At 67.4% G+C, this 21,856-nt stretch carries 19 protein-coding genes; 5 read left to right on the top strand and 14 right to left on the bottom strand.

Annotated features, from left to right (window positions below):
- Positions 1 to 89: 89 nt before the first annotated feature.
- From NV2_RS11985 to NV2_RS11975, 3 genes are read left to right on the top strand one after another with little or no spacing between them, the layout of a single operon-like run.
- Positions 90 to 1,307 carry an alkane 1-monooxygenase gene (locus tag NV2_RS11985; protein WP_067872047.1) on the top strand — a complete coding sequence of 406 codons (1,218 nt, stop codon included), beginning with the start codon at positions 90 to 92 and terminating at the stop codon, positions 1,305 to 1,307.
- Positions 1,307 to 1,480, top strand: coding sequence for a rubredoxin (locus NV2_RS11980; RefSeq protein WP_067872044.1), 174 nt, complete (start codon positions 1,307 to 1,309; stop codon positions 1,478 to 1,480). Before NV2_RS11985 ends, NV2_RS11980 begins: the two co-directional genes overlap by 1 nt.
- 1 nt (position 1,481) lies before the next feature.
- Positions 1,482 to 1,664 (top strand): rubredoxin, encoded by a 183-nt coding sequence (locus tag NV2_RS11975; RefSeq protein WP_067872041.1) that lies wholly within the window; start codon positions 1,482 to 1,484, stop codon positions 1,662 to 1,664.
- Positions 1,665 to 1,676: 12 nt separating this feature from the next.
- On the opposite strand, the gene NV2_RS11970 is transcribed toward NV2_RS11975, so the two are convergent.
- The 11 genes from NV2_RS11970 to NV2_RS11920 form a co-directional block, all read right to left on the bottom strand.
- Entirely contained in the window at positions 1,677 to 2,720 is a 1,044-nt protein-coding gene (locus tag NV2_RS11970) for an NUDIX hydrolase (protein WP_067872521.1), read from the bottom strand.
- Complete coding sequence (locus tag NV2_RS11965; protein WP_067872038.1) at positions 2,720 to 3,844, bottom strand: glycosyltransferase family 4 protein; 1,125 nt, start codon at positions 3,842 to 3,844, stop codon at positions 2,720 to 2,722. Before NV2_RS11965 ends, NV2_RS11970 begins: the two co-directional genes overlap by 1 nt.
- On the bottom strand, positions 3,841 to 4,860 hold the full coding sequence (locus NV2_RS11960; RefSeq protein WP_067872035.1) for a phosphatidylinositol mannoside acyltransferase: 1,020 nt from the start codon (positions 4,858 to 4,860) through the stop codon (positions 3,841 to 3,843). Before NV2_RS11960 ends, NV2_RS11965 begins: the two co-directional genes overlap by 4 nt.
- Entirely contained in the window at positions 4,847 to 5,518 is a 672-nt protein-coding gene (gene pgsA, locus NV2_RS11955; RefSeq protein WP_067872032.1) for a phosphatidylinositol phosphate synthase, read from the bottom strand. The genes NV2_RS11960 and pgsA overlap by 14 nt, the downstream gene beginning before the upstream one ends.
- Before the next feature lies 1 nt (position 5,519).
- Positions 5,520 to 6,152 (bottom strand): ATP adenylyltransferase, encoded by a 633-nt coding sequence (locus NV2_RS11950; protein ID WP_084474426.1) that lies wholly within the window; start codon positions 6,150 to 6,152, stop codon positions 5,520 to 5,522.
- Entirely contained in the window at positions 6,149 to 8,206 is a 2,058-nt protein-coding gene (gene thrS / locus NV2_RS11945; RefSeq protein ID WP_067872029.1) for a threonine--tRNA ligase, read from the bottom strand. Before thrS ends, NV2_RS11950 begins: the two co-directional genes overlap by 4 nt.
- A 243-nt stretch (positions 8,207 to 8,449) precedes the next feature.
- The gene (locus tag NV2_RS11940) at positions 8,450 to 9,133 is read right to left on the bottom strand and encodes a (2Fe-2S)-binding protein (protein WP_245662561.1); all 684 of its coding nucleotides are present in this window, start codon (positions 9,131 to 9,133) and stop codon (positions 8,450 to 8,452) included.
- Positions 9,134 to 9,408: 275 nt separating this feature from the next.
- The gene (locus tag NV2_RS11930) at positions 9,409 to 11,667 is read right to left on the bottom strand and encodes a SulP family inorganic anion transporter (RefSeq protein ID WP_067872512.1); all 2,259 of its coding nucleotides are present in this window, start codon (positions 11,665 to 11,667) and stop codon (positions 9,409 to 9,411) included.
- Positions 11,668 to 11,916: 249 nt separating this feature from the next.
- Positions 11,917 to 14,121: a SulP family inorganic anion transporter gene (locus tag NV2_RS11925; protein WP_067872024.1), complete on the bottom strand. Its 2,205-nt coding sequence runs from the start codon at positions 14,119 to 14,121 to the stop codon at positions 11,917 to 11,919.
- A gap of 587 nt (positions 14,122 to 14,708) precedes the next feature.
- Entirely contained in the window at positions 14,709 to 14,849 is a 141-nt protein-coding gene (locus NV2_RS31720; protein WP_168436120.1) for a DUF8730 family Cys-rich protein, read from the bottom strand.
- Between the two features lie 37 nt (positions 14,850 to 14,886).
- Positions 14,887 to 15,771: a universal stress protein gene (locus tag NV2_RS11920; RefSeq protein ID WP_067872509.1), complete on the bottom strand. Its 885-nt coding sequence runs from the start codon at positions 15,769 to 15,771 to the stop codon at positions 14,887 to 14,889.
- 194 nt (positions 15,772 to 15,965) lie between these two features.
- On the opposite strand from NV2_RS11920, the gene NV2_RS11915 reads away from it, so the two are divergent.
- Entirely contained in the window at positions 15,966 to 16,190 is a 225-nt protein-coding gene (locus NV2_RS11915; RefSeq protein ID WP_067872023.1) for a hypothetical protein, read from the top strand.
- A 100-nt stretch (positions 16,191 to 16,290) separates the two neighbouring features.
- Positions 16,291 to 16,974: a hypothetical protein gene (locus NV2_RS11910; protein WP_157102869.1), complete on the top strand. Its 684-nt coding sequence runs from the start codon at positions 16,291 to 16,293 to the stop codon at positions 16,972 to 16,974.
- Here the strand turns inward: NV2_RS11910 and NV2_RS11905 are convergent.
- From NV2_RS11905 to NV2_RS11895, 3 genes are all read right to left on the bottom strand, one after another.
- Positions 16,961 to 17,899: an alpha/beta hydrolase family protein gene (locus NV2_RS11905; RefSeq protein ID WP_067872021.1), complete on the bottom strand. Its 939-nt coding sequence runs from the start codon at positions 17,897 to 17,899 to the stop codon at positions 16,961 to 16,963. The genes NV2_RS11910 and NV2_RS11905 overlap by 14 nt on opposite strands.
- Positions 17,900 to 17,989: 90 nt before the next feature.
- Positions 17,990 to 20,098: an acyltransferase family protein gene (locus NV2_RS11900; RefSeq protein ID WP_067872505.1), complete on the bottom strand. Its 2,109-nt coding sequence runs from the start codon at positions 20,096 to 20,098 to the stop codon at positions 17,990 to 17,992.
- 237 nt (positions 20,099 to 20,335) lie between these two features.
- Positions 20,336 to 21,514 (bottom strand): AMP-binding protein, encoded by a 1,179-nt coding sequence (locus tag NV2_RS11895; protein WP_084474423.1) that lies wholly within the window; start codon positions 21,512 to 21,514, stop codon positions 20,336 to 20,338.
- Positions 21,515 to 21,856 lie beyond the last annotated feature (342 nt).

The following is a 21,856-nucleotide window of genomic DNA, read 5'->3' as shown; positions in this document are numbered from 1 at the left end:
TTTCCTACAAACTGTAAATACTCGCAGGTGAGGGCCCGCCCAGCGACTCCCGGGCAGGGCACCCGCTCGCCGCAAGTGAGGAGAACTCCGTGACCACGTCTCGAATCGGCGAGCCGGCAGCGACGCCGCAGTGGCGCGACCGCAAACGCTATTTCTGGCTGTTCGGCCTGGTTGCGCCCACTGCAGTGCTGATCGCCGCGGTCGCGGTGTGGGCGTTCCATCAGCTCGGGTGGGACCCCGTCGCCCCCGTCTGGTGGTGGATCGGTCCCCTGCTGGTCTACGTCCTGCTACCGATCATGGATCGCTTCTTCGGCCCGGACGGCCAGAATCCACCGGAGGAGGTGATGGCGCAGCTGGAGGCCGACCGCTACTACCGCTACTGCGTCTACGCCTACATCCCGTTCCAGCTGATCAGCCTGGTCTTCGCGTGCTACCTGTGGAGCGCCTCGGACCTGTCGTGGCTGGGCATGGACGGCGGGCTCGGACTGGCGTCGAAGATCGGGCTGGCGCTCAGCATCGGTGTCATGGGTGGTGTCGGCATCAACACCGCCCACGAACTCGGTCACAAGAAGCAGCACCTGGAGCGGTGGCTGTCGAAGATCACCCTCGCCCAAACCTGCTACGGCCATTTCTACATCGAGCACAATCGCGGCCACCACGTCCGCGTCGCCACCCCCGCCGACCCCGCCAGCGCCCGGTTCGGTGAATCCTTCTGGACCTTCCTGCCCCGCAGTGTATGGGGCGGCCTGCGTTCGTCGTGGTCACTGGAGAAGACTCGGCTGCAACGAATGGGTAAGCGGCCGTGGTCGATTCACAACGACGTGCTCAACGCCTGGCTGATGTCGGTGGTGCTGTGGGGTGTTCTGGTGGCGGTGTTCGGACCGGTCGTGCTGCCGTTCCTGGTGCTACAGGCGGTCTACGGGTTCTCCCTGCTCGAGACGGTGAACTATCTCGAGCATTACGGCCTGCTGCGGCGGCGCACCGAATCCGGCCGCTACGAACGCTGCACCCCGGAGCACAGCTGGAACTCCGACCACATCGTCACCAATATCTTCCTGTACCACCTGCAGCGCCACAGCGACCATCACGCCAACCCCACCCGGCGCTACCAGATCCTGCGCAGCATGGACGGCGCGCCGAACCTGCCCAGCGGGTACGCCAGCATGATCACCGTGGCCTACTGCCCGCCGCTGTGGCGGCGGGTGATGGATCACCGGGTGCTGGCGCACTATGCCGGCGATATCACCCGCGTCAATATCCAGCCGGCCCGGCGCAGCCGGATTCTCGCCCGATACGGAGCGCACTGATGTCTCGATACACCTGTCCCGTCTGCGATTTCGTCTACGACGAAACGACGGGCGCACCGCGCGAAGGCTTTCCGGCCGGCACGGCCTGGGCGGAAGTTCCCGACGACTGGTGCTGTCCCGACTGCGGTGTGCGCGAGAAGCTCGACTTCGAACTCGTCCCGGAAGGACGCTGACATGAGCGATTACAAGCTGTTCCAATGCATTCAGTGCGGTTTCGAATACGACGAGGCACTGGGCTGGCCCGAGGACGGTATCGCCCCGGGCACCCGGTGGGACGATATCCCCGACGACTGGTCCTGCCCGGACTGCGGCGCGGCCAAGGCCGACTTCTACATGGTCGAGATCGACCGGGCGTGAGCCGTATCCGGGTCAACGGATCGATCGCACCTCGGGATCGACATCGGCACCGGCAGCGGTGACCGCCTCGGCCAGCAGGGTGTCGAGATGGTACGGGTACACCGTTTCGCCGATCCGATCGAGTTCGGCGATATCCGGCGGGAGGCACCAGCGGTAGGCGGTGACGCAGCGGCGTTCCCAGACCGTCGGATCGGCCGCCGCGGGGTCGAACGCTCGGACCCGGGCGACGTAGAACAGCTCCTCGGAACGAATCAGTTCGCCGTTGAACGGGAACACCGCCACCCGCCGCCAGATCGGACCGCGCAGCAGTGTCGAATCGAGCGCGAGTCCGGTTTCCTCCCAGACTTCCCGCACGGCCGCGGTCCGCAACGTCTCCCCTGTCTCGACCCCGCCACCGACGGTGAACCAGAACGGTGCGCCGGGGGTCTGGGGGTCGTGGCCACGCATCAGCAGGATCCGGTCCTGTTCGTCGAGCAGGACCACCCGGGCCGAAGTGCGGACGGTATCGACCTCGAGCCCGGTCGTCGCCGCCGCGGTCACCCGTTCCGCGATCTCGAAGTAGCCGGGCAGCGGTGCGGTACCACCCAGGTGCAACATGCGCACCGGTCGCCGGGTGCGCAGCGCCAGGGTGTCGCGTACCGCATCGTTGTGGAAGCGGCGCGCGATCAGTACCCGCGCCTCCGCATCGGCGAGCTCGGCCACCAGCTGGGGCCGCAGTGCGGTGATGTCGATCGCCGACAGCGCGGCGGCCAGCTGATTCTCGACCGTTTCGCGGTCGCTCCAGTCCGCTCGCTCGGCCCGATCGGCCAGTGCCGTCAACCGGCCCGCCTGGTCCACGGCAGCAGTATCGGAGATCGGCCCGGCCAGTGAGATCGCGACCGTGCGAGCCACCACCGCCCGCCGCGACAGCGCCGCCTCGAGCGCGTCACGGGCCTGATCGCTGCGCACGTGCAGGCGATCGAGCCGGTTCGCGGTGGAGTACGCCCACACACCCAGGGCGATGACGATGGCCGCGATCAGCGCGAGGACCAGAATGGTCGTCGCGGAGAAAGTGATCATCCGGCGGTCCTCACCCGGATGTCGCCGACGGTCACCGTCTCGTACACCCGCAAAATCTGTTCGGCCACGACCGGCCAATCATATTCGCCCACAACCTGGTTGGCCGTGCGAACCAGATCCTCGCGCCGGGCACGGTCGGTGAGCAGTTCGTCGACCGCGGCGGCCAGCGCCGCGGAATCGCCGATCGGCACCAGCACGCCCGCGGTCCCGTCGCGCAATACCCGCCGGAAGGCATCCAACTCACTGGCCACCACGGCGGTTCCGGCCGCCATCGCCTCCACCAGCACGATGCCGAAACTCTCGCCACCCAGGTTCGGTGCGCAGTACACGTCGGCGCTGCGCATGGCCGAGGCCTTCTCCTCGTCCGACACCTGGCCGAGGAAATGCAGCCGGTCCGCATGCCGGCCCGCCTCCCGGCGCAGCCGGTCCTCGTCGCCGCGGCCGACGATCAGGATCTGCACCTCGGGATGGTGGGCCACCAGCTGCGGCAGTGCACCCAGCAGCACGGCCATCCCCTTCCGGGGTTCGTCGTAGCGGCCGAGGAACAACACCGTCCCACCGGTACGCGGATAACCGGGCAGGGTGGGCGCGTGGGCGAACGCGGGAACGTCGACGCCGTTGGGGATCTCCACCGCATCGCTGCCCAAGGCCTCCACCTGCCAGCGCCGCGCCAACTCCGACACCGCGATCCGCCCACTGATCTTCTCGTGATACGGCCGCAGCACCCCCTGGAACGTCGCCAGGACCAGCGACCGCGTGGTGGAGGTGTGAAAAGTCGCCACGATCGGCCCCTCGGCCACCTTCAGCGCGAGCATCGAGATACTCGGTGCGTTGGGCTCGTGGACGTGCAGCACATCGAAGTCGTTGTCGGCGATCCAGCGGCGCAACCGGGTATAGGCGGTGGGCCCGAACGACAGCCGGGCCACCGACCCGTTGTACGGAATCGCGACCGCCTTACCGGCCGAGACGACGAAATCCGGTAGGTCGACGTCCTCACCGGCCGGCGCGAGCACGCTGACCTTGTGCCCTCGCTCGATGAGCACCTCGGCCAGCTCCACGACATGCGACTGCACGCCACCCGGTACGTCGAACGAGTACGGGCAGACCATGCCGATTCTCATGACGTCGTGTCCCGCGCCGACTCACTCCGGGCGAGCGCCGCCTGAGCAGCGGCGATCCGATCGAGCCGCGGGGAGGACAGGTCGCCCTCCCACAGCGGCTGCAGCATATGCCAATCCGCGGGATGTTCGGCGATATTGCGCGCGAAGCAGTCGGCGAGCTGCTGTGTCGCATCGGCCACGCCGCGCGAGACATCCAGCGGTGCACCGGTTTTCAGACCCCAGCCCTCCCGGCCTCGTTCGTCGACGGTGAACCAGGCATGTACGGGCAGCAGTGCCGCGCCGGTGTCGACGGCCAGCTTCGCGGCACCGGCAGGCATCCAGGTGCGCTCGCCGAAGAAGTCGACCGGCACCCCCTTACCGGTCAGGTCACGCTCCCCCATCAGACACACCACCTTGTTGTCCCGCAACCGCTGCGCCAACTGCCCGAACGGAGGCTGCTCGCCGCCGCTGAGCGGAAACACCTCGAACCCCAGACTCTCCCGGTAGGCCACGAAGCGTTCGAACAGCGACTCCGGCTGCAGCCGTTCGGCGACCGTGGCGAAGCTGCCGTAATGCTGCACCAGCCACATTCCGGCCATATCCCAATTGCCCGAATGTGGCAGCACGAAGATCGCGCCTCGCCCCCGGGCCAGTGCCGCGTCCAAATGTTCCAGGCCCGCGGGTGGGGGCATCAGCGGTGAATCCGCCAACGCCGTGTGGTCGAGGGTCGGCAGCCGGAACGCCTCACGCCAATAACGGGCATAGGAACGCATCGAGGCCACGATCAACTCGTCCGGAACCTCGTGTGGATCCACCGCGAGCACCCGGGCCAGATTGCGGCGCAGTTGATCCGGCTCACCGCCGCTGCGCACCGCACGATTGGCACGCCGCGCCGCCCAGCCGCCCCCGGCGTCGAACCAGCGACGCGCGGTCGCTTCGGGTAGAGCGCGTACCAGCCGCCAGCCCGCCGCGTACGCGGCATCGGTCAACGCCGCCTTCCACTGCGTCACGCCAGTACCACCCTCACTTCGCTGCATCGGTGCCGGTCGCGGGCGCCGGCGCGATCACGTCGCGCGCCCCGGCCGAATTCCGCACCGCGAGCACCCGCTGGAAGACGGTGACGATACTCAATACGGCCAGGATGTACATCGAGACGTACACCGCGTAGGTGAGCCACTCGACCCCGAAATAGCCACCGATACCGGTGAATCCGGCACCGACCAGCACGATGACCAGCCGATCCGGCCGTTCGATGATGCCGCCGTCGGCCGACAACCCGCTGGCCTCGGCCCGAGCCTTGGCATAGGAGATCACCTGCGAGGTCACCAGCACCACCAGCGACGCCACGAACAGGTGTTTGCTGTGCTCGTGGTACACCGACCACCAGGCCAGCGCACCGAAGATGGCACCGTCGGCGACCCGATCGCAGGTGGCGTCGAGCACGGCGCCGTACTTCGTGCCACCACCGCGGGCGCGGGCCATCGCACCGTCGAGCATGTCGAACATGACGAACAGCCAGATCACCATCGTGCCCCAGAACAGGTGATCGGTCGGGAACAGCGTCACCGCGGCCACGATGGAGGCGGTGGTGCCGATCAGCGTCATCGCGTCGGGGGTGAGTCCGGTGCTCACCAGCGCCCGCCCCAGCGGTGCGGTCGCCTTGGCGAAGGTGGCCCGACCGAAGATGCTCAGCACGCTACTCGACTTCCTTCGACTCGTGCCACGCCCCGGCCAGCAGTGCTCGTGTCTCGCGGAGCAGCTGCGGCATCACCTTCACTCCGCCGACGACGGTGATGAAATTGGCGTCCCCGCTCCACCGCGGAACGATGTGCTGATGCAGGTGATCGGCCAGCGAGCCACCGGCCACGCCACCGAGATTGAGTCCGACGTTGAACCCTTCCGGACGCGATACCCGCTTCATCACCCGGATCGCGCGTTGGGTGAAAGCCATCAGTTCGGTGCTCTCCTCGATGGTCAGATCCTCGAGGTCGGCCACCCGCCGATACGGCACCACCATCATGTGGCCGGGGTTGTACGGATACAGGTTGAGTACCGCGAAAACCCATTCACCGCGGGCGATCACGAGACCGTCCTCGTCCGACATCTTCGGGATCTCGGTGAAGGGATGCTTCTTCCCCGCCGAGGTGGTTCCGTCGTCGCTACTGTCGCGATCGGACACCGCACCGGTGATGTAGGACATCCGATACGGCGTCCACAGCCGCTGCAGCCGGTCCGGATCACCGGCACCCGTGTCGACGATGTGTCCAGGATCCTGCTGTGTCCCCGGGTCCTGTTGTGTCACAGCCTCTTCCACCACACCTTCAGTCATGCTCCACCCGTCCGGACCTCGAATCCTTCCGCACTCGGCGAAGTATTGTCGCGCCGGGAAATCCAGTCGGCGATGGTCGCCACGGCATCGGCCACGGGTACGCCGTTGACCTGGGTGCCGTCCCGGAACCGGAAACTCACCGCGCCCGCGTTCACATCGCGTTCGCCGGCCAGCAGCATGAACGGCACCTTCTGCGCGGTGTGGTTGAAGATCTTCTTCTGCATGCGGTCGTCGCCACGGTCGACCTCGGCGCGCACCCCGTGCGCGTGCAATTGCTCGACCACCGCGTCCAGGTGGCCGGTGAAGGCGTCGGCCACCGGAATGCCGACCACCTGCACGGGCGCCAACCAGGCCGGGAAGGCACCCGCATAGTGTTCGGTCAGCACACCGAAGAACCGCTCGATGGAGCCGAACAGTGCGCGGTGAATCATCACCGGACGCTGCTTGGTGCCGTCCGAGGCGGTGTATTCCAGGCCGAACCGCTCGGGCAGGTTGAAGTCGAGCTGGATGGTCGACATCTGCCAGGTGCGTCCCAGCGCATCCTTGGCCTGAACGGAGATCTTCGGCCCGTAGAACGCGGCGCCGCCGGGATCGGGTACCAGATCCAGGCCCGAATCGGTCGCCACCTTCCGCAGGGTGTCGGTAGCCTCCTCCCACAGTTCGTCGGAGCCGACGAATTTCTGCGGATCCTTGGTCGACAGCTCCAGATAGAAATCGTCGAGACCGTAATCGCGCAGCAGGCTCAGCACGAATTGCAGGGTGGTCGTCAGCTCGGCATGCATCTGCTGTTTGGTGCAGTAGATGTGCGCATCGTCCTGGGTCATTCCGCGCACGCGGGTGAGCCCGTGCACGACACCGGACTTCTCGTAGCGGTACACCGAACCGAATTCGAACAGTCGCAACGGCAACTCCCGATAGGACCGGCCCCGGGAGCGGAAAATCAGATTGTGCATCGGGCAGTTCATCGGCTTGACGTAGTAGTCCTGGCCGGGCTTGCGCACGGTGCCGTCATCGTTGTATTCCGCGTCCAGATGCATGGCCGGGAACATGCCCTCGCGATACCAGTCGAGATGGCCCGAGACCTCGAACAAGTGGCCCTTGGTGATGTGCGGGGTGTTGACGAACTCGTAGCCGGCGGCAATATGGCGACGCCGCGAATAATCCTCGAGTTCCTTGCGGATGATTCCACCCTTGGGATGGAAAACCGGCAGTCCGGAGCCGAGCTCGTCCGGGAAGGAGAACAGATCCAGTTCCAACCCGAGTTTGCGGTGATCGCGCTTCTCGGCTTCTTCCAGGATGCGCAGGTACTCGTCGAGCGCTTCCGACGATTCCCATGCGGTGCCGTAGATGCGCTGCAGATCCTCACGACTCTGATCGCCGCGCCAGTAGGCCGCCGACGACCGGGTCAGTTTGAATGCCGGAATGAATTTGGTGGTCGGAATGTGCGGGCCCCGGCACAGGTCGCCCCAGACCTTTTCCCCGGAACGGGGATCCAGATTGTCGTAGATGGTGAGTTCTTTACCGCCCACCTCCATGATCTCCGGATCGTCGATACCGGACTTGTCGGAGATCAGCTCCAGTTTGAACGGTTCCTTCGCCAACTCGACCCGGGCGTCCTCGACCTCGACGACGCGGCGGGAGAAGCGCTGCGCGCCCTTGACGATCTTCTTCATCCGGGACTCGAGCTTGGCGAGATCCTCGGGGGTGAAGGGCCGTTCGACCTGGAAGTCGTAGTAGAAGCCGTCCTTGACCGGCGGGCCGATGCCCAGCTTCGCCTCCGGGAACTCCTGCTGCACCGCCTGAGCCAGTACGTGGGCGGCGGAGTGGCGAATGACGCTGCGCCCGTCCTCGGAGTCGGCGGTCACGGCCTCGACCTCGACATCGGTCTCCGGCTGCCACGACAAATCCTTGAGATTGCCCTCGTCGTCGCGCACGACGACGATGGTGCCGGGGCCCTTGGTGGGCAGGCCCGCTTCGCGCACCGCGGCGCCCGCCGTCGTCCCGGCCGGCACCCGGACGAGGGCGGCGGGGGTGGTGCGGGCTGAGGTGGTCACGGCTGCGCTCTCCTTAGAACTGTCGGTGTGCTCGCCCCGGACACTCGCCCGCGGCGTTGTCTGCGGACTGATGCCCGCAGGTGCGGGCCGGGCCCGCATTCTGGAAACGCGTTCCAGGCCGGTCGGCGATTCGGGACCGGTGCGACCTATGCTATCGGGACAGTACCGCCCGCGTGCCGATGGTCCGGCCGCGACGGCCCGGGCTCCATCCGATCCTCCCCTGCCGGCGAATGCGGTGCGTGTTCACCGGCGCCGTGCCGCTTCGGCAAGCAAGTGCTCGCGTTCGGCGGCCGGACGTTTGGGACAGCTGGTGCACATCGAGCAACCGGGCACCTCGAACACCACGCAGCAGGAGATCCGGCGCACGAAGGTGCGCGATGCGATATCCACGAAGCGGGGACGCGGCAGGCGCTGTCCCACCTGCCCGGCGAGCACACCGGCCACCGCGGGGGCACCGGCGTCGATCGCCCGGTTACCGATCGCATCGGCCACGATCGCCCACAGCGCCGCGGCGCCCGCCCCGGTCACCTGCGCCAGCACCGGCACCACCCGGTCCAGCGTCTCCCGCAGCATCGCACCCGCCGTGTGATCGTTCCCGGCCACGGGAGCCCCCACGATGCGTTCGATGCCACCGTCGGGACGCATCTCGCATCGGAGCCGCTCGAGGGTGGGGTCGAGCGGCGCGACGCCGGTGGCGTAGGCCTCGACGATCGGATCCACCAATGCCGAGGCGGTCATACACCACCACAGGGTGCCCGAGATCCGGGAGTTGCCGGTGCCCCAGGAGATGCCCATATCGGCGATCCGCTCCGAGAGCCAGGCAGGCTCGACAAGCTGGGTCCCGGCCACCGTTTCGGGCTGTACGCCCGGCTGCACCGGTTGCGCGACCATGTTCATCCGACTCCGATCCACATCGATCCACCGCATGCGTCACTTCCACCATGGCACCCACCCGCGCCCGTCGCCTCGGTGCGACCGCAAGCGCCGCTCACACGGGACCGCCGCGGCGGATCACATCGGATCCGCCGCGGCGGCTCGGGCAATCGGGGGGCCGACGACCGCGTGGGTGCGGCGAACAGCGTATCGGCGGTGACCGTCGTATCGGTCAGGCGCGCCGGAGTTCACCTCGGGTGGCCGGAATGCCCGCAGGGTGTGCGCGAGTTCGGCTGTCGGGCCGCCGAACTCGCGCACCGGAAACCGAATCAGGCGTGGGCCGGATCCGGTACCGATATTCCGGGCCGCTCGGCGCCGGTGATCTCGACGATCTCGGTCGCGGTGACCTCGAGGACCCGTGCGGTGGCGATGTCGAAGAACAGGCCCGACAACACCACGCCACGCTCGGCGACCGCCCGCGACACCACTGGATGGTTACTCAACGTCTCGATCTGCACCGCCACGTTGACCATGCTCAACTGGTCGGCGGCACCGTAGCCGGCGGCTTCCGCGGCCGCGGCCACCGGATGTCCGCCGCGGTAGCGCTGCAGCGCGGGACCGGCGTGGGCCAACCAGTCGTCGATATCGGGACCGGCGGAGCAGTCGGCCAGCAGGGCATTCATCGCGCCACAACTCGAGTGCCCGCACACCACCACATTGCGCACCGACAACTGTTCCAGGGCGAAGCTCAGTGCGGCGTCGACCGAAACGTCGGTGCCCCGCGCCGGGACCAGGTTGCCGATGTTGCGGATGGTGAACATGTCACCCGGGCCGCTGTTGGTGATCACGTTCGGCACGATCCGCGAGTCGGCGCAGGTCAGGAAGAACGAATCCGGATCCTGCCCGGTGCGCAGTTCGTCCAGATGCGGCCGCACCACATGGGCATGGCTGCGGTGATATGCGGCCACACCCGCGGTCACCGCATTGGCGTTTCCGGGGGTCTCGGCGCTGCCGGAGCGCCACGGGCCGAGTGCCTCGTCCAGCAGCCGCCGCGGCCGACCACGCCGCGGTGGCGCCACCTCGGCGTGCTCCATCCTGGCGGTACCGATCTCGATGAATTCGACACTGCCGCCGGTGGTTTCGTGCTGCTGGGCCCACGAGTGGATGGTCTCGTAGGCGGAGTGGTCGAGGAAGTCGACGGTGAGTTCCACCGTGACGTCGACCCCCGCGGGTACCTCTGCCAGTCGGCGCGACAACGTCGGCAACGCCAGGAAGGTGCAGCTGCCGTCGATGGCGAGCAGCCAGCGGTCCGTGCCGGACACCGGCCCGACGCTCACCGATACCCGCACCACCCGCCACAACAGGAGCGCGAAGGCCACGGCCAGCCCGATCAGCACGCCTTCGAGCAGATTCAAGAAGACGACCGACGCTGCGGTCAGCACGTAGATGACGAGTTCGCCGGTCCGCCGCGCGATCCGGATATGCGCCAGCTTCACCAGCTGGATGCCGATCACGATGAGCAGTCCGGCCAGCGCCGACTTCGGGATCTGTTCGACCACTCCGACCAGGGCCACCGAGAACAGCAGGATCCACACACCGTGCAGCTGAGCCGAGGCACGACTACGCGCACCGGCCGCGACGTTGGTCGCACTGCGCACGATCACACCCGTGACCGGTAGGCCGCCGATCAGGCCGGAGGTCACGTTCGCGGTGCCCTGGGCCATCAGTTCCCGGTCGAAATCGGTGCGCTTACCGGAGTGCATCTTGTCCACGGCCACCGCGGACAGCAGGCTTTCCACACTCGCGATCAGGGCAACGGTGAGCACGGCCATGGCCACCCCGGCCCAGTCGCCCTGCGGCAGGGACGGCAGGCCGATCGCGTCGAACAGCGAACCACTCATGGTGATGCGTGCGGGATCGGCGGGGACGACCAGCGACAGCGCGGTCGCGACCAGGATCGCGACCAGCGGGCCCGGTACCACCCGGATCTTGGCGGGCATGTAGCGCCAGCCCAGCATGATGGCGATGACCAGGCCACCGATGATCACATCGATGCCGCTGAGGTTCAGGAGCTGATCGGGCAGGCCGGCGATATTGGCCCAGGCACTGCTCTCCGAATCGCCACCGAGCAGGACATGAACCTGCTGCAGCGCGATGGTGATACCGATGCCGGCAAGCATGGCGTGCACCACGACGGGTGCGATGGCCAGCGCGGCGCGCGCGATCCGGCTCAGGCCGAACACGATCTGCAGCACGCCCGCACAGACGGTGATGAAACAGGTGGTCTTCCAGCCGTACTGGGTGATGATTTCGGCCATGACCACGGTCAGCCCGGCAGCCGGTCCGCTGACCTGAAGTATCGAACCCCCCAGGGTCCCCACGACGATGCCGCCCACGGCGGCGGCGATGAGTCCTGCTGCGACGGGTGCGCCGGTGGCGACCGCGATTCCCAGCGACAGTGGTAACGCGACGAGAAATACGACGACGGATGCGGACAGATCGTGCCGAAGCACCGATCTCATCCGGTCTTGCCACCCGCTGCCTGGTGGGGCCGAGGGTCTGGGCGTGATGACGGTGTCGGTGGACATGGTTGCTCCTTCACCGGCCAGGTGACGGGCCGGTCGGTCGAACATGTTCTCCAGGCATCGAATTCAGCTGCGTGACTCCGTTGTCCAACAGCAAGCCGGAAGCAAGGGCAACCGTAATAGTAAAGACTAAGCAAAGACTTAGAAAAGGTTCTTTAGCCTCGGACACTATTTGCCACCCGGGTGACTGCAGTCACACCCCTATTCTCGACCCTCCACCCCGACCCGCATTCACCTCCGCTGGGAACTCGTTCAGACCAGGGTGCCCGCGGGCAGCGGCACCCCGTCACCACCGGTGATTCCGTTCACACCGATCGTGAGGACCCGGGCGGTGCCGATATCGAAGAACAACCCCGACAGCACCACGCCACGCTCATCGATACCGGCCCGCACCAGCGGGTGATTCGCCAATATCTCGAGTTGCACGGCGACGTTCACCATGGCCAGTTGATCGACCTCCCCGAAGCCCGCCGCCGCGGCCGCGGTCGCCACCGGATGACCGGCCCGAAACCGTTCGAGCGCCGGTCGGCCGTGAGCGAGCCAGTGGTCGAGTCCCGGACCGGTGTGCAGGTCGTGACACAGTGCCTCCATGGCGCCGCAGCCCGAGTGCCCGCACACCACGATCGAGCGCACGTCGAGTTTGTCCAGCGCGTAGATCAGCGCCGCCTCGACCGAGGTGTCGCGCCCGTCGACCGGAATCAGGTTGCCGATATTGCGCACCGTGAACAGATCGCCAGGACCGCTGGCGGTGATCACATTCGGCACGATCCGCGAATCCGCGCAGGTGACGAACAACGAGTGCGGATCCTGAGTATGGCGCAGCTCGTCCAGATGCGGGCGCATCATGTGGGCATGACCACCGTGATACGCGGCGATACCGGCCGCAATCCGATCCGTGCGGGCGGTGTGGCGCCACGGTCCGAGAATATCGTCGAGCATGCGCCGCACCTGACCGCGCGCCGGTGGCCCACTGGTCAGATCGGCAATCCGGACCGCACCCATCTCGACGAACAACACAGTGCCGCCGAGACTTTCGTGACGGTCCGCCCATTCGTGCAACGCATCGGACACGGCATGATCGATATAGTCGACCGTCAGTTCCACCGTCACCGGCACCCCGGCGGGAATCCTCGCCAACCGCGCCGTCAGCAGCGGCAGCGCGAGGAAGGTGGCCGAACCGTCCACGACGACCAGCCACCCCGTACCGTTGCCGGTCGGCGCCGCCACGATCACCACGCGCACCACCCGCCAGATCAGCAGACCCACCGACAGAACCAGTCCGATTGCCATCCCCAGCAGTAGATTCCCGAAGATGACCACCGACACCGTGGTGGCGTAGACGATCAGGTCGCCGGCGCGGCGGGCGAGCCGGATATGCGCCAATTTCACCAGTCCGATGCCGATCACGATCAACAGCCCGGCGAGCGCCGCCTTGGGGATCTGACGCACCACGGCCACCAGCGCTACCGAGAACACCAGCACCCAGACGCCGGCCAGCATCGTGGCCGCCTTGGTGCGCGCTCCCGCCTTGGCGTTGGTGATACTGCGGACGATCACCGCCGCCACGGGCAGGCCCCCGAGCAGGCCGGAGGTCACATTCGCCACCCCCTGACCGAGGAGCTCGCGATCGAGATCGGTGCGGTACTCGGGCCGCAGCCGGTCCACCGCCACCGCCGACAGCAGCGTCTCCACGCTCGCGATCAGCGCGATGGTGACGGCAGTCAACACCACCGCGCTCCAATTCCCTTGCGGCAGTGTGGGTAACGCCATCGCGTCGAACAGCGACCCGTCCAGCGTGATGCGCTCGACACTGGTGGGTACCACCATCGCCAGCGCGGTCGCCGCCACGACCGCCGCCAGTGGTGCAGGCACCGCCCGGATCCGTCCCGGCAGATAGCGCCAACCCAGCATCACCACGATCACCACCGCGCCGACCAGCGCGTCACCACCGTGCAGCACGGTCAGCTGATGCGGCAGCTCGGTCATGCTCTCCCACGACGAACTCAGCGCCTCACCGCCGAGCAGCACGTGCACCTGCTGTAGCGCGATCACGATGCCGATTCCGGCGAGCATGGCATGGACCACCACTGGGGCGATGGCCAGGGCAGCCCGCGCGATCCGGCTCAACCCGAAGGCCACCTGCAGTGCACCCGCCAGCACGGTGATGAAACAGGTTGTAGCCCAGCCGAACTGATGGATCGATTCGGCGACGACAACAGTGAGACTGGCGGTCGGACCACTGACCTGCAGTACCGAACCACCGCACAGGCCGGCCACCAAGCCGCCGACTACCGCCGCGATCAGCCCGGCGGCCACGGGGGCGCCCGTCGCCACGGCCACACCGATGGACAGGGGTAAAGCAACAAGGAAGACCACCACGGAGGCGGGAACATCGTGCCGGAGCACGGTCGCGAGCCCGAAGGGTATGCGGCGGGCCGTGTCGGTGTCGGTGGACATATTTCTCCTTCGCCGACCCCGGAGGGAGGTCGGTTCATCGGTGGAACATGTGCTGGCATCGAAAGCAGAGAGCGCGAAACCGTTGCGGCCACGCTGAAACCGGACTCACCAGGCGCGGCGGCACAACGCTACCAATAGTAAAGACAACGCAAAGCTGTTGGAAAGCGTTTTCACCGGAAAAGTCGGAATCTCGACCAAAATGTGAACTACATCACTTATCGAGTGGCGGCGGCCGACGCCGAACATCTCGCCCGAATGGCGGTGCTCCCACCGAAACCACTTGTACGCCAGGCGTTTCGCACGCTCCACGACACACCTGGCCCACCTCGGCCGTACTGGTCACTTGTACGAGACAGCTATGACAGCCCGGCAGACCGCATCACTGCCTTGGCACGAGCTACTGCACTCGCCGGCGCACGCCGACGGTTTGCCAGAGCACCCGAATCCCCTTGCGGCATCGACATGCCGGGGCAACCCGGTGAGAAACCCTCGGCAGGAGTGCGCCCGGTCAACCGGGTGCGGTAGCCCTCGACAAGCCCTCAGCGCGCGCCGGGCCTGATCTCGGCGCAGGACAGCACGCGATGTGTTCAGTGCGCGCTCGGTGTGGCCTCCGGATGGCCCGCGCACCACTGGTCGGCCGGAACCGCGGCACGGACCTCGTCGATATGGGCACCGCAGCCCGACCAGGTGGTCTTACCGCAGGTGGAGCAAGGGGTCGGGACACACATGAGTTGTTTCTCCTCGTAACGGGTGGTGGTCCGCCGGTCAGCGGCGCACCACCATGATCGGACATTCGACGGAATGCAGCAGCGACCCACTGGTCGAACCGAGCAGCATGCCGGCGAAACCACCGCGGCCCCGGTGGCCGACGACCACCAGTTGCGCCGAATCGGAGTGTTCCAGTAGCGATTTCGCCGGGTTGTCCCGCACGACCTGCAGCGTGACCGTGACCTCCGGGTAGCGTTGCCGCCACGGCATCAGCTGTTCGGCGAGCATGCCGTGTTCGGCCTTGACGATGGTGTCCCAGCCGAACATCGAGATGTCCAGGCTGGTCGTGTCGCTCCACGAGTGCAGAGCCACCAGTTCCACCCGGCGCCGATTCGCCTCGGCGAAAGCGGCCTCGACCGCGGGTTCACTGTGCGCCGAACGGTCCGCACCGAGCAGGACCGGACGATCCGCCCGAGCCGCATCGGTCGCGGAGTCCGCCTTGACGATCACCACGGGGCACTCCGCATGATGCACCAGAGCCGAGGCCACCGAGCCCAGCAGCCCGCGCTGCACCGCACCGCGCCCGCGACTACCCGCCACCAGCCGCCGCGCGCTGCGCGACCGCACCAGCAGGTCACCGATGATCAATTCCAGGCCGAGCTCGGCGTCTATCTCGAGGTCCGGCCCGCCGGCGTCGCGGGCCACCGCACTCGCTCGCGTCAGGATTTCCTCGCCGTCGGTGCGTAGCCAGTCCGGCTGTGCGGTTCCGGCCGCCAGCCCGGGACCGAACCCGGCCGGGATCGCGATCGAATGGACGATCTGCAGCGGGCATCCGAACAGCGCCGCATCCCGCGCGGCCCAGGCGACGGCTGCCAGCGATGACGACGATCCGTCCGCGGCGACGACGATCGGCGCGTCGGCGATACCCGGCTCGTTGCTCATGCGTTCGATGGTAGCCCGATCGTAGCGATCCACCCGGATTCGACGCCCACAGCGAGGCGCGACGCGGCGGTGGCCGGCGACGGCGCGGCCGTGCCCCGGATACTCGGGGCTGTCGCTCCCGGGACGGGTGTAGTGAATTGGTCCATGCGGCAGCCGCATCCACATTTCACATCATGCGATAGGAAAATATCCGAATGAGCAAAATCGGAACCCTCACCCTGATCGGTGCCGCTACCGCGGCCGTCCTGTGCAGTGGTGCGGGTGTTGCCGCGGCAGCGGATACATCCGCCTCCGCGACCCCGGTGGTGGCCCCCGGTGAGCCCGATCCCTCCGGCACCGGTTCCTCCACGACCGCCCTCACCGATCTGATCCAGTCGCTGGTCAGCGGAAGCGCGCAGGCCACCGCACCCTCAGAGTAGTTTCGGAGTAGTTTCCGGACATCCGCACGGCGGTTCGAACGGTTCCCCACTTCCCCGGAGGTGGGGAACCCCGCGAGCCCGGCCCACTATGTTCGTGGGTATGCACTGGGATCAGATGACCGCCACCCCCGATGAGCTGCGCAAGCACGCGACCCGGTTGCGTCGCGGCGTCGGCCAGATCGGCATCCTCGAAGCAATCCTGAGCGCTGCGGAGGGGCCGTGGCTGGGCGCCATGGACGCCGACGGCCGCGGTACCGCGGAGCTCAGAATGCATCTGGCCGGGCGCTATCGGGTCAAGGCCGTGGTGACCAGTGCCGGCAAATTGAGTTCGGTGCAGCTGATCGCCCCGGTCGACGGTCGCGACCACGAACACGTCCTGTCCACCAAGCCGGCTCTGCGCCGCGGCTGGGACGACGACACCCCCATGCCGAAGCAGCCGAAGTGGCTCGACTACCTGGTGGAGTGGGTGCGCCGGTCCAGCACCGATGTCGATCGCCGGTCGGTCCTGGAATGGCATCTCGAGGGCGCCGACCGCCGCCTCGCGTTCATGAACGAGACGATCGACTCGTTGCGCGAGAGCCTCGCCGAACGCGAACAACTGCGCGACGAACTGGCCGGCGAGGTCGCCGGGTTGCGCGCCGAACTCGACTCCCTCGCCAACGCGGGCACCGGCACCCTGTCCACCGAACCGCGCGACGACGCGCCGACCGAGCACCCGGACGGCGACAGCCACACCGCCGGCTCCCCCGGCGCCGCTGCCGCGGACCCCACTACCCCAGCGTGACCTGAGCGAGGATTGCCGCGAGCGCCGCCGCCCACGCCGGTGAACCGGCATCGGTGAATTCCGCGTGCCCGACACCGGGCAGGACGTGCAATTCGGCTGCGTTCCCCGCTGCGCGTGCCGCCTCGACATAGGCGCTGCTCTGACCGACCGGTACCACCGGATCTGCTCCGCCGTGCAGTGCGGTGATGTGCGTTCCGGCGGGCAGATTCGCGATCGGCGAGGCGAACTGGTATCGATCGGGAACCTCGTCCGGGCGGCCACCGAGCAGCCTGCGCGCGAAACCGTCCTGCCCGTGGTTGACCGCGTAACGCAGGTCCAGCACCGCCGACATCAGAACCAGCCCACGAATATGCGGCAGTCCGTGACCGGCGGCGGCCCGGCCTCCGACCCACGCCGCGAGTTGCCCGCCCGCGGAGTGGCCGGCGATGTGGATCCGCCCGAGGTCCAGCCTGCCCCCGGCACGCTGTTGCACGACCGTCGGCAGCGCGCGGACGGCATCGGCGACATCGGTCAAGGTCACCGGCCAACCTCCGGCACCGCCGAGCCGGCGGTACTCGATATTCCAGACCGCCACACCGGCGGCGGCCAATTGCCGGGCCTGCGGCTCGAATTGGCCGAGATTTCGGTATTGCGACCAGCCGCCACCGTGGATCAGCACCACGACCGGGTACCGTTCCGACGACCCGGAGACCAGGCCCGGCGACGGCAGATACAGGTCGCCGACGGTGTCGGGCTCGCTGCCGTAGGCGATCCGGAGCGGTGTGCCCGCCGCGGCGATTACTCCCGGAATCGGAGCCATCGGCACGGCGGTGCCGGTAGGCGTGGCCGGATCCACCGCGCCGAACCCGATCAGTCCGGCGGCGACGGCCAGGACCACAGCCATGGCCATCGCCCAACGCCGCGTGAAACTCTGTACAACCCCCATGACGCGCGGGCACCTCCCCAGCTCGAGCCACTCGTTACAAACGTACCGATATTCGAGCCGCGATGGTGCTGCGTTACATGAGGTGCGGCGCTACCACCAGTGAAGCACGGGTTGCAGCGCTCGTCCCAGAGCACCCGCCAGCGAATGTGAATAGCTGGAGGTCAAGTGATGGGAGTCGTGATACACGAGGATGTTTCCGACCACGACCGGACAGACCGTCGCATCGCAGAAGGCGTCGGTGAGATCGATCGGGAAGATGTTGGGATAGCGCGAGGCGGGTTCGAGCGCGGGGTTCACCGGATCGAGCGCATCGGCTCGCAGCATCCCGCATCCGACCGCGGTGCCCCCACCGGCAAGGCAGTCGGCGGCATCATAGGCGACACCGGCCCGGCTCAACCAGGGGGTGTCGCGGACGGCGATCACGTTGAGGCCCCGCTCGGCCAGGGCCGACCACACGTCCAGATACTGCGGCGGTGTTTCGTCGCCGCCGCCCTCCGGTGCGGGCCGCGTCCCCGTCGTGAACACCCAATCGGGGCGGTCGGCGGCGACCCGATCGATGGCAGCCTGTGACCAGTCGCGGCAGTCCGGGTTGTTCTGCCCCATATAGGGGGCATCGAGTGACAGGGTCAGCGGACACCCCATCTTCAGATATACCTGGATCCGGAACGAATGCTGCGCAGCGAGGTCCTGGAAGGCCGGAAGCCAGTGCTCGGCGTGTGAGCTGCCGACCACGGCGATGGTCCGGGTCGCCGTGGCGTCACCGTAGGTGCAGGTGACCACGTCGCGAGTGTTCCAATCCGCGATACAGCCGTCCCGGGTCGGGGGCGGTAGCTCGCCCGGCGCCTGTAATACGGTGGGCCGCATCGGTGCTGCCGGCGTCGCCGCGCCCGCGGCCAGCGCCTCCGCCCCCGGGTAGAGCACGGGGTCGAGTCCGTGTTCCGCGGGGGCGGGCTGCCGTTCGGCCACCCCGAACTGCCATGTCGTCGTGGTCGCGACCAGCGCGACCGCGACCAGTACGACCGCCACCCCGGCGGTGCGCCGATAGGCCACCGACGAGCCGAATTCCGCCGCGCTACGTGCCCCCAGGCGCAGCGGCTGCTCCACCAGGCGGTGGGTGGCCCAGGCGAGCGCGAGCGAGACCCCCACGACGGCGACGCCGGCCCGCAATCCCGCATGGGGCCGTCCGGTTTCGGCGAGGTAGAAGATGAGCAGCGGCCAGTGCCACAGGTACAGCGGATAGGCGACATTGCCCAGCCACTGCGCGGTCCGCGAGGCCAGCAGCCGGTTGGGCCAGGGCATCTCGTCGGCGGCGACGTTGTTGCAGGAGATGATCACCGCGACGGCGGCGAGCACCGGCAGCAGCGCCGCCGGTCCCGGATAGACGTTCGCACCGTTGACGATCAACCAGCCACAGGCCACCACGCCGGCCACGCCGAGTAGCGCGGTCACCCCACGCAGCCACCGGGGCAGCGTCAGGGCGGGGCCGACCAGCGCCAGTGCGGCACCGGCGAGCAGCTCCCACAGGCGGGCACCGCTGTCGTAATAGTTCCAGCCCTGCTGGGTCGCCGCCCCGTGGGTCGCGTACAGCAGTGAAGCCACCGCGGCCGGCACGACCAGTGCACCCAGCACCGGGCGCAATCGCGCGCTGTGGCCGGTGCGCCGCAGGATCGCCGCGACCGCCGCCACGACGAGCAGAGACAGCAGGTAGTACTGGCCTTGGACCGCCATCGACCACAGATGCTGTAGTGGGCTCACCGAGGGGTCGGCGGCCAGATAGTCCGACCAGCTCGTCGCCAGTTGCCAATTCTGGTAGTACAGCAGCGAGGCCATGGCCTGCGCGGCGACATCGTCCCACTGTGTGTAGGGACGGAAGTATGCGGTCGCGCCGACGACGGCCGCCAGCACCACCACCATGGCCGGGAGCAGCCGCCGCAGGGTGCGGCGCACGGTGAATCCGATACCGACCGCACCCTTTTCGCCACGCCGCACCAGCAGCCCGGTGAAGAAGAATCCGGACAGCACCAGAAAGACGTCGACGCCGCCGGACACCCGGCCGAACCAGATGTGAAACACGACGACCAGGGCGATGGCAATGCCCCGCAGCCCGTCGAGATCGTTGCGGTACCCCGGTCGGGTCTGCGAAGTCGGCGCGGCGCGGGTCTTCGTGGAGTCCGGTCCGGCCGCGGCGGACACAGCCATGCCCGCAGCTTCTCCGCTCAGCACACCGTCTGCGGTGACCATCTTCGGCTCTCCGGTCAGCACGCCGGATGCCGCAGCCGGCAACACGGTGCCGACGATGACACGGGACAGCGCGGATGAGCACGAACAGACCAGAACACGACGAGACTCTTAGCATGGCATAAAGGTTTCGCGCCACTCAGCTGGGCAAAGCCGGTGCCATCAGCTAGGATTCGCGCGGACAGGCACCTTTTCTGTTCAACAAGCAGCGACCACAGAGCTGGGAAGCCCTGCCAGGCTACGGCTCAGATAGCTGCCGTCGCCGCTGATGGATCGGTCGAATTCACCGGGCTCGTTGAGATAGGTCGTCGCCTGGGATTTGGTGTGCACCTGGGCGAACTGCTCACCGTCGGTGGAGCGCGACGACATCCGCACCCCGGACAACAGATGCACCCCCGAACCACCGTCGGCAGCGTCGAAGCCGTAGGCGACCGGACCGGTCTCGTCGAGGCCGTAGCAGATGGTGATCGGCCCGGAGACGGCCCGGACCCGCTGGGCCACGGTGGTGGCGACCGAGTGCGGCGACAAGCGCAACCGCAGCCCGCGCAGCGCCGCGGCGACATCGGGCGGCAGGTCCTCACGGACCCCCTGCACCATCGCTTGGTACACCGCGGGTTCGGCGACCAGCACGGTCGGCGTTTCCGCGACCAGATGCCGGTGGATGTTCCCGGGTGCATGCGTCCCGTCGGGCAGCACCAGATCGGCGCCCGCAATCAGGGTCGGTATGGTCGCCGCATGAAATCCGAAGCGCCCGAACAGCCCCGAGAAGCACAGGGTCCGGTCGCCTTCGCGGAGTTTGCTGGCACCGACCCATGCCGTAGCCGCATTGAGCACCGCCGTGGCGGAGTACTCGAGGCAGACCAGACGCCGTGAGGGCGCGGAGGCCACGCGGCACAGCTCGGTATCACGGTGCAGTGCGGGGCGATCGCCGTCGAAATCGGTGCGCTGCGCCCACGACCGCTCGTCCAGGCGGATGCCGCCGGCCTGTCCGGAGGCGATGACGGCGTCGATACCGCATTCCTCGATCAGAGCGCGCATCGCCGCCAGCGGTAGCGCCGGGTTGGCGAGCACCGGGATATCACCGCGTGCCAGCAACGCCAGCATCGTCGATACATATCCGGGGTAATTCCCCAGTGCCACAAGCACTCTCGAACGAGGGCGGCGCAACACCGCATCCAGGCGGGCAGCCTTGTCGGTCACGTCGGAGAGTAGATCGCCGAAGGTCCGGCTGTCGTGCGCGGTCGACACGGTCGTGTACGGCCGCATCCGCATTGCGGTGGTGACCGCGCTGAACAGCAGCGCGGGCCTACCGGCACCGGTCGCGATATCCCTACCCCGAAATCCTCGAAAATTCACCGATGCAGAATTCGTTGTCATCGAATACCAATCTTTGTTCCCCCTTGTCCGATATCTACCGCATTCCTCCCCGCAGTACACGCTCGCACCCGGACCACATCACATGTACGTAACCAGGATGCGGACACATTAGCCATATCCCCAACAATGTGCAACCGGCGCATTGCACGTGTGTTTCACGGCGACAATTACGAATGCAAGTACATTTGCACGGATGAATGTTCGTGATTCTGCGTGTACGCCGTATCACTGATCCGCCGACGCGACCGCCATCACCGCATCGACGCAGGACACGTAACCGCGGCGCGGAACCCGGCCGGACCAGCACCCGCCCAGCGGCCTCGGCACCGGCGCCCCGCCGGC

This window comes from Nocardia vermiculata NBRC 100427, assembly GCF_001613265.1.
In the GTDB taxonomy this organism is placed as follows: Bacteria; Actinomycetota; Actinomycetes; order Mycobacteriales; family Mycobacteriaceae; genus Nocardia; species Nocardia vermiculata.
This window is presented reverse-complemented; position numbering and strand designations above follow the sequence as displayed.

Bases quoted from the DNA above. Each gene is read 5' to 3' on its own strand.
- NV2_RS11980 (WP_067872044.1), top strand. From the start codon at position 1,307: ATGTCTCGATACACCTGTCCCGTCTGCGATTTCGTCTACGACGAAACG.
- NV2_RS11975 (WP_067872041.1), top strand. From the start codon at position 1,482: ATGAGCGATTACAAGCTGTTCCAATGCATTCAGTGCGGTTTCGAATAC.
- NV2_RS11965 (WP_067872038.1), bottom strand. From the start codon at position 3,844: ATGAGAATCGGCATGGTCTGCCCGTACTCGTTCGACGTACCGGGTGGC.
- NV2_RS11960 (WP_067872035.1), bottom strand. From the start codon at position 4,860: ATGCAGCGAAGTGAGGGTGGTACTGGCGTGACGCAGTGGAAGGCGGCG.
- NV2_RS11950 (WP_084474426.1), bottom strand. From the start codon at position 6,152: ATGACTGAAGGTGTGGTGGAAGAGGCTGTGACACAACAGGACCCGGGG.
- NV2_RS11940 (WP_245662561.1), bottom strand. From the start codon at position 9,133: ATGCGGTGGATCGATGTGGATCGGAGTCGGATGAACATGGTCGCGCAA.
- NV2_RS11930 (WP_067872512.1), bottom strand. From the start codon at position 11,667: ATGTCCACCGACACCGTCATCACGCCCAGACCCTCGGCCCCACCAGGC.
- NV2_RS11925 (WP_067872024.1), bottom strand. From the start codon at position 14,121: ATGTCCACCGACACCGACACGGCCCGCCGCATACCCTTCGGGCTCGCG.
- NV2_RS31720 (WP_168436120.1), bottom strand. From the start codon at position 14,849: ATGTGTGTCCCGACCCCTTGCTCCACCTGCGGTAAGACCACCTGGTCG.
- NV2_RS11920 (WP_067872509.1), bottom strand. From the start codon at position 15,771: ATGAGCAACGAGCCGGGTATCGCCGACGCGCCGATCGTCGTCGCCGCG.
- NV2_RS11915 (WP_067872023.1), top strand. From the start codon at position 15,966: ATGAGCAAAATCGGAACCCTCACCCTGATCGGTGCCGCTACCGCGGCC.
- NV2_RS11910 (WP_157102869.1), top strand. From the start codon at position 16,291: ATGCACTGGGATCAGATGACCGCCACCCCCGATGAGCTGCGCAAGCAC.
- NV2_RS11905 (WP_067872021.1), bottom strand. From the start codon at position 17,899: ATGGGGGTTGTACAGAGTTTCACGCGGCGTTGGGCGATGGCCATGGCT.
- NV2_RS11900 (WP_067872505.1), bottom strand. From the start codon at position 20,098: ATGGCTGTGTCCGCCGCGGCCGGACCGGACTCCACGAAGACCCGCGCC.
- NV2_RS11895 (WP_084474423.1), bottom strand. From the start codon at position 21,514: ATGACAACGAATTCTGCATCGGTGAATTTTCGAGGATTTCGGGGTAGG.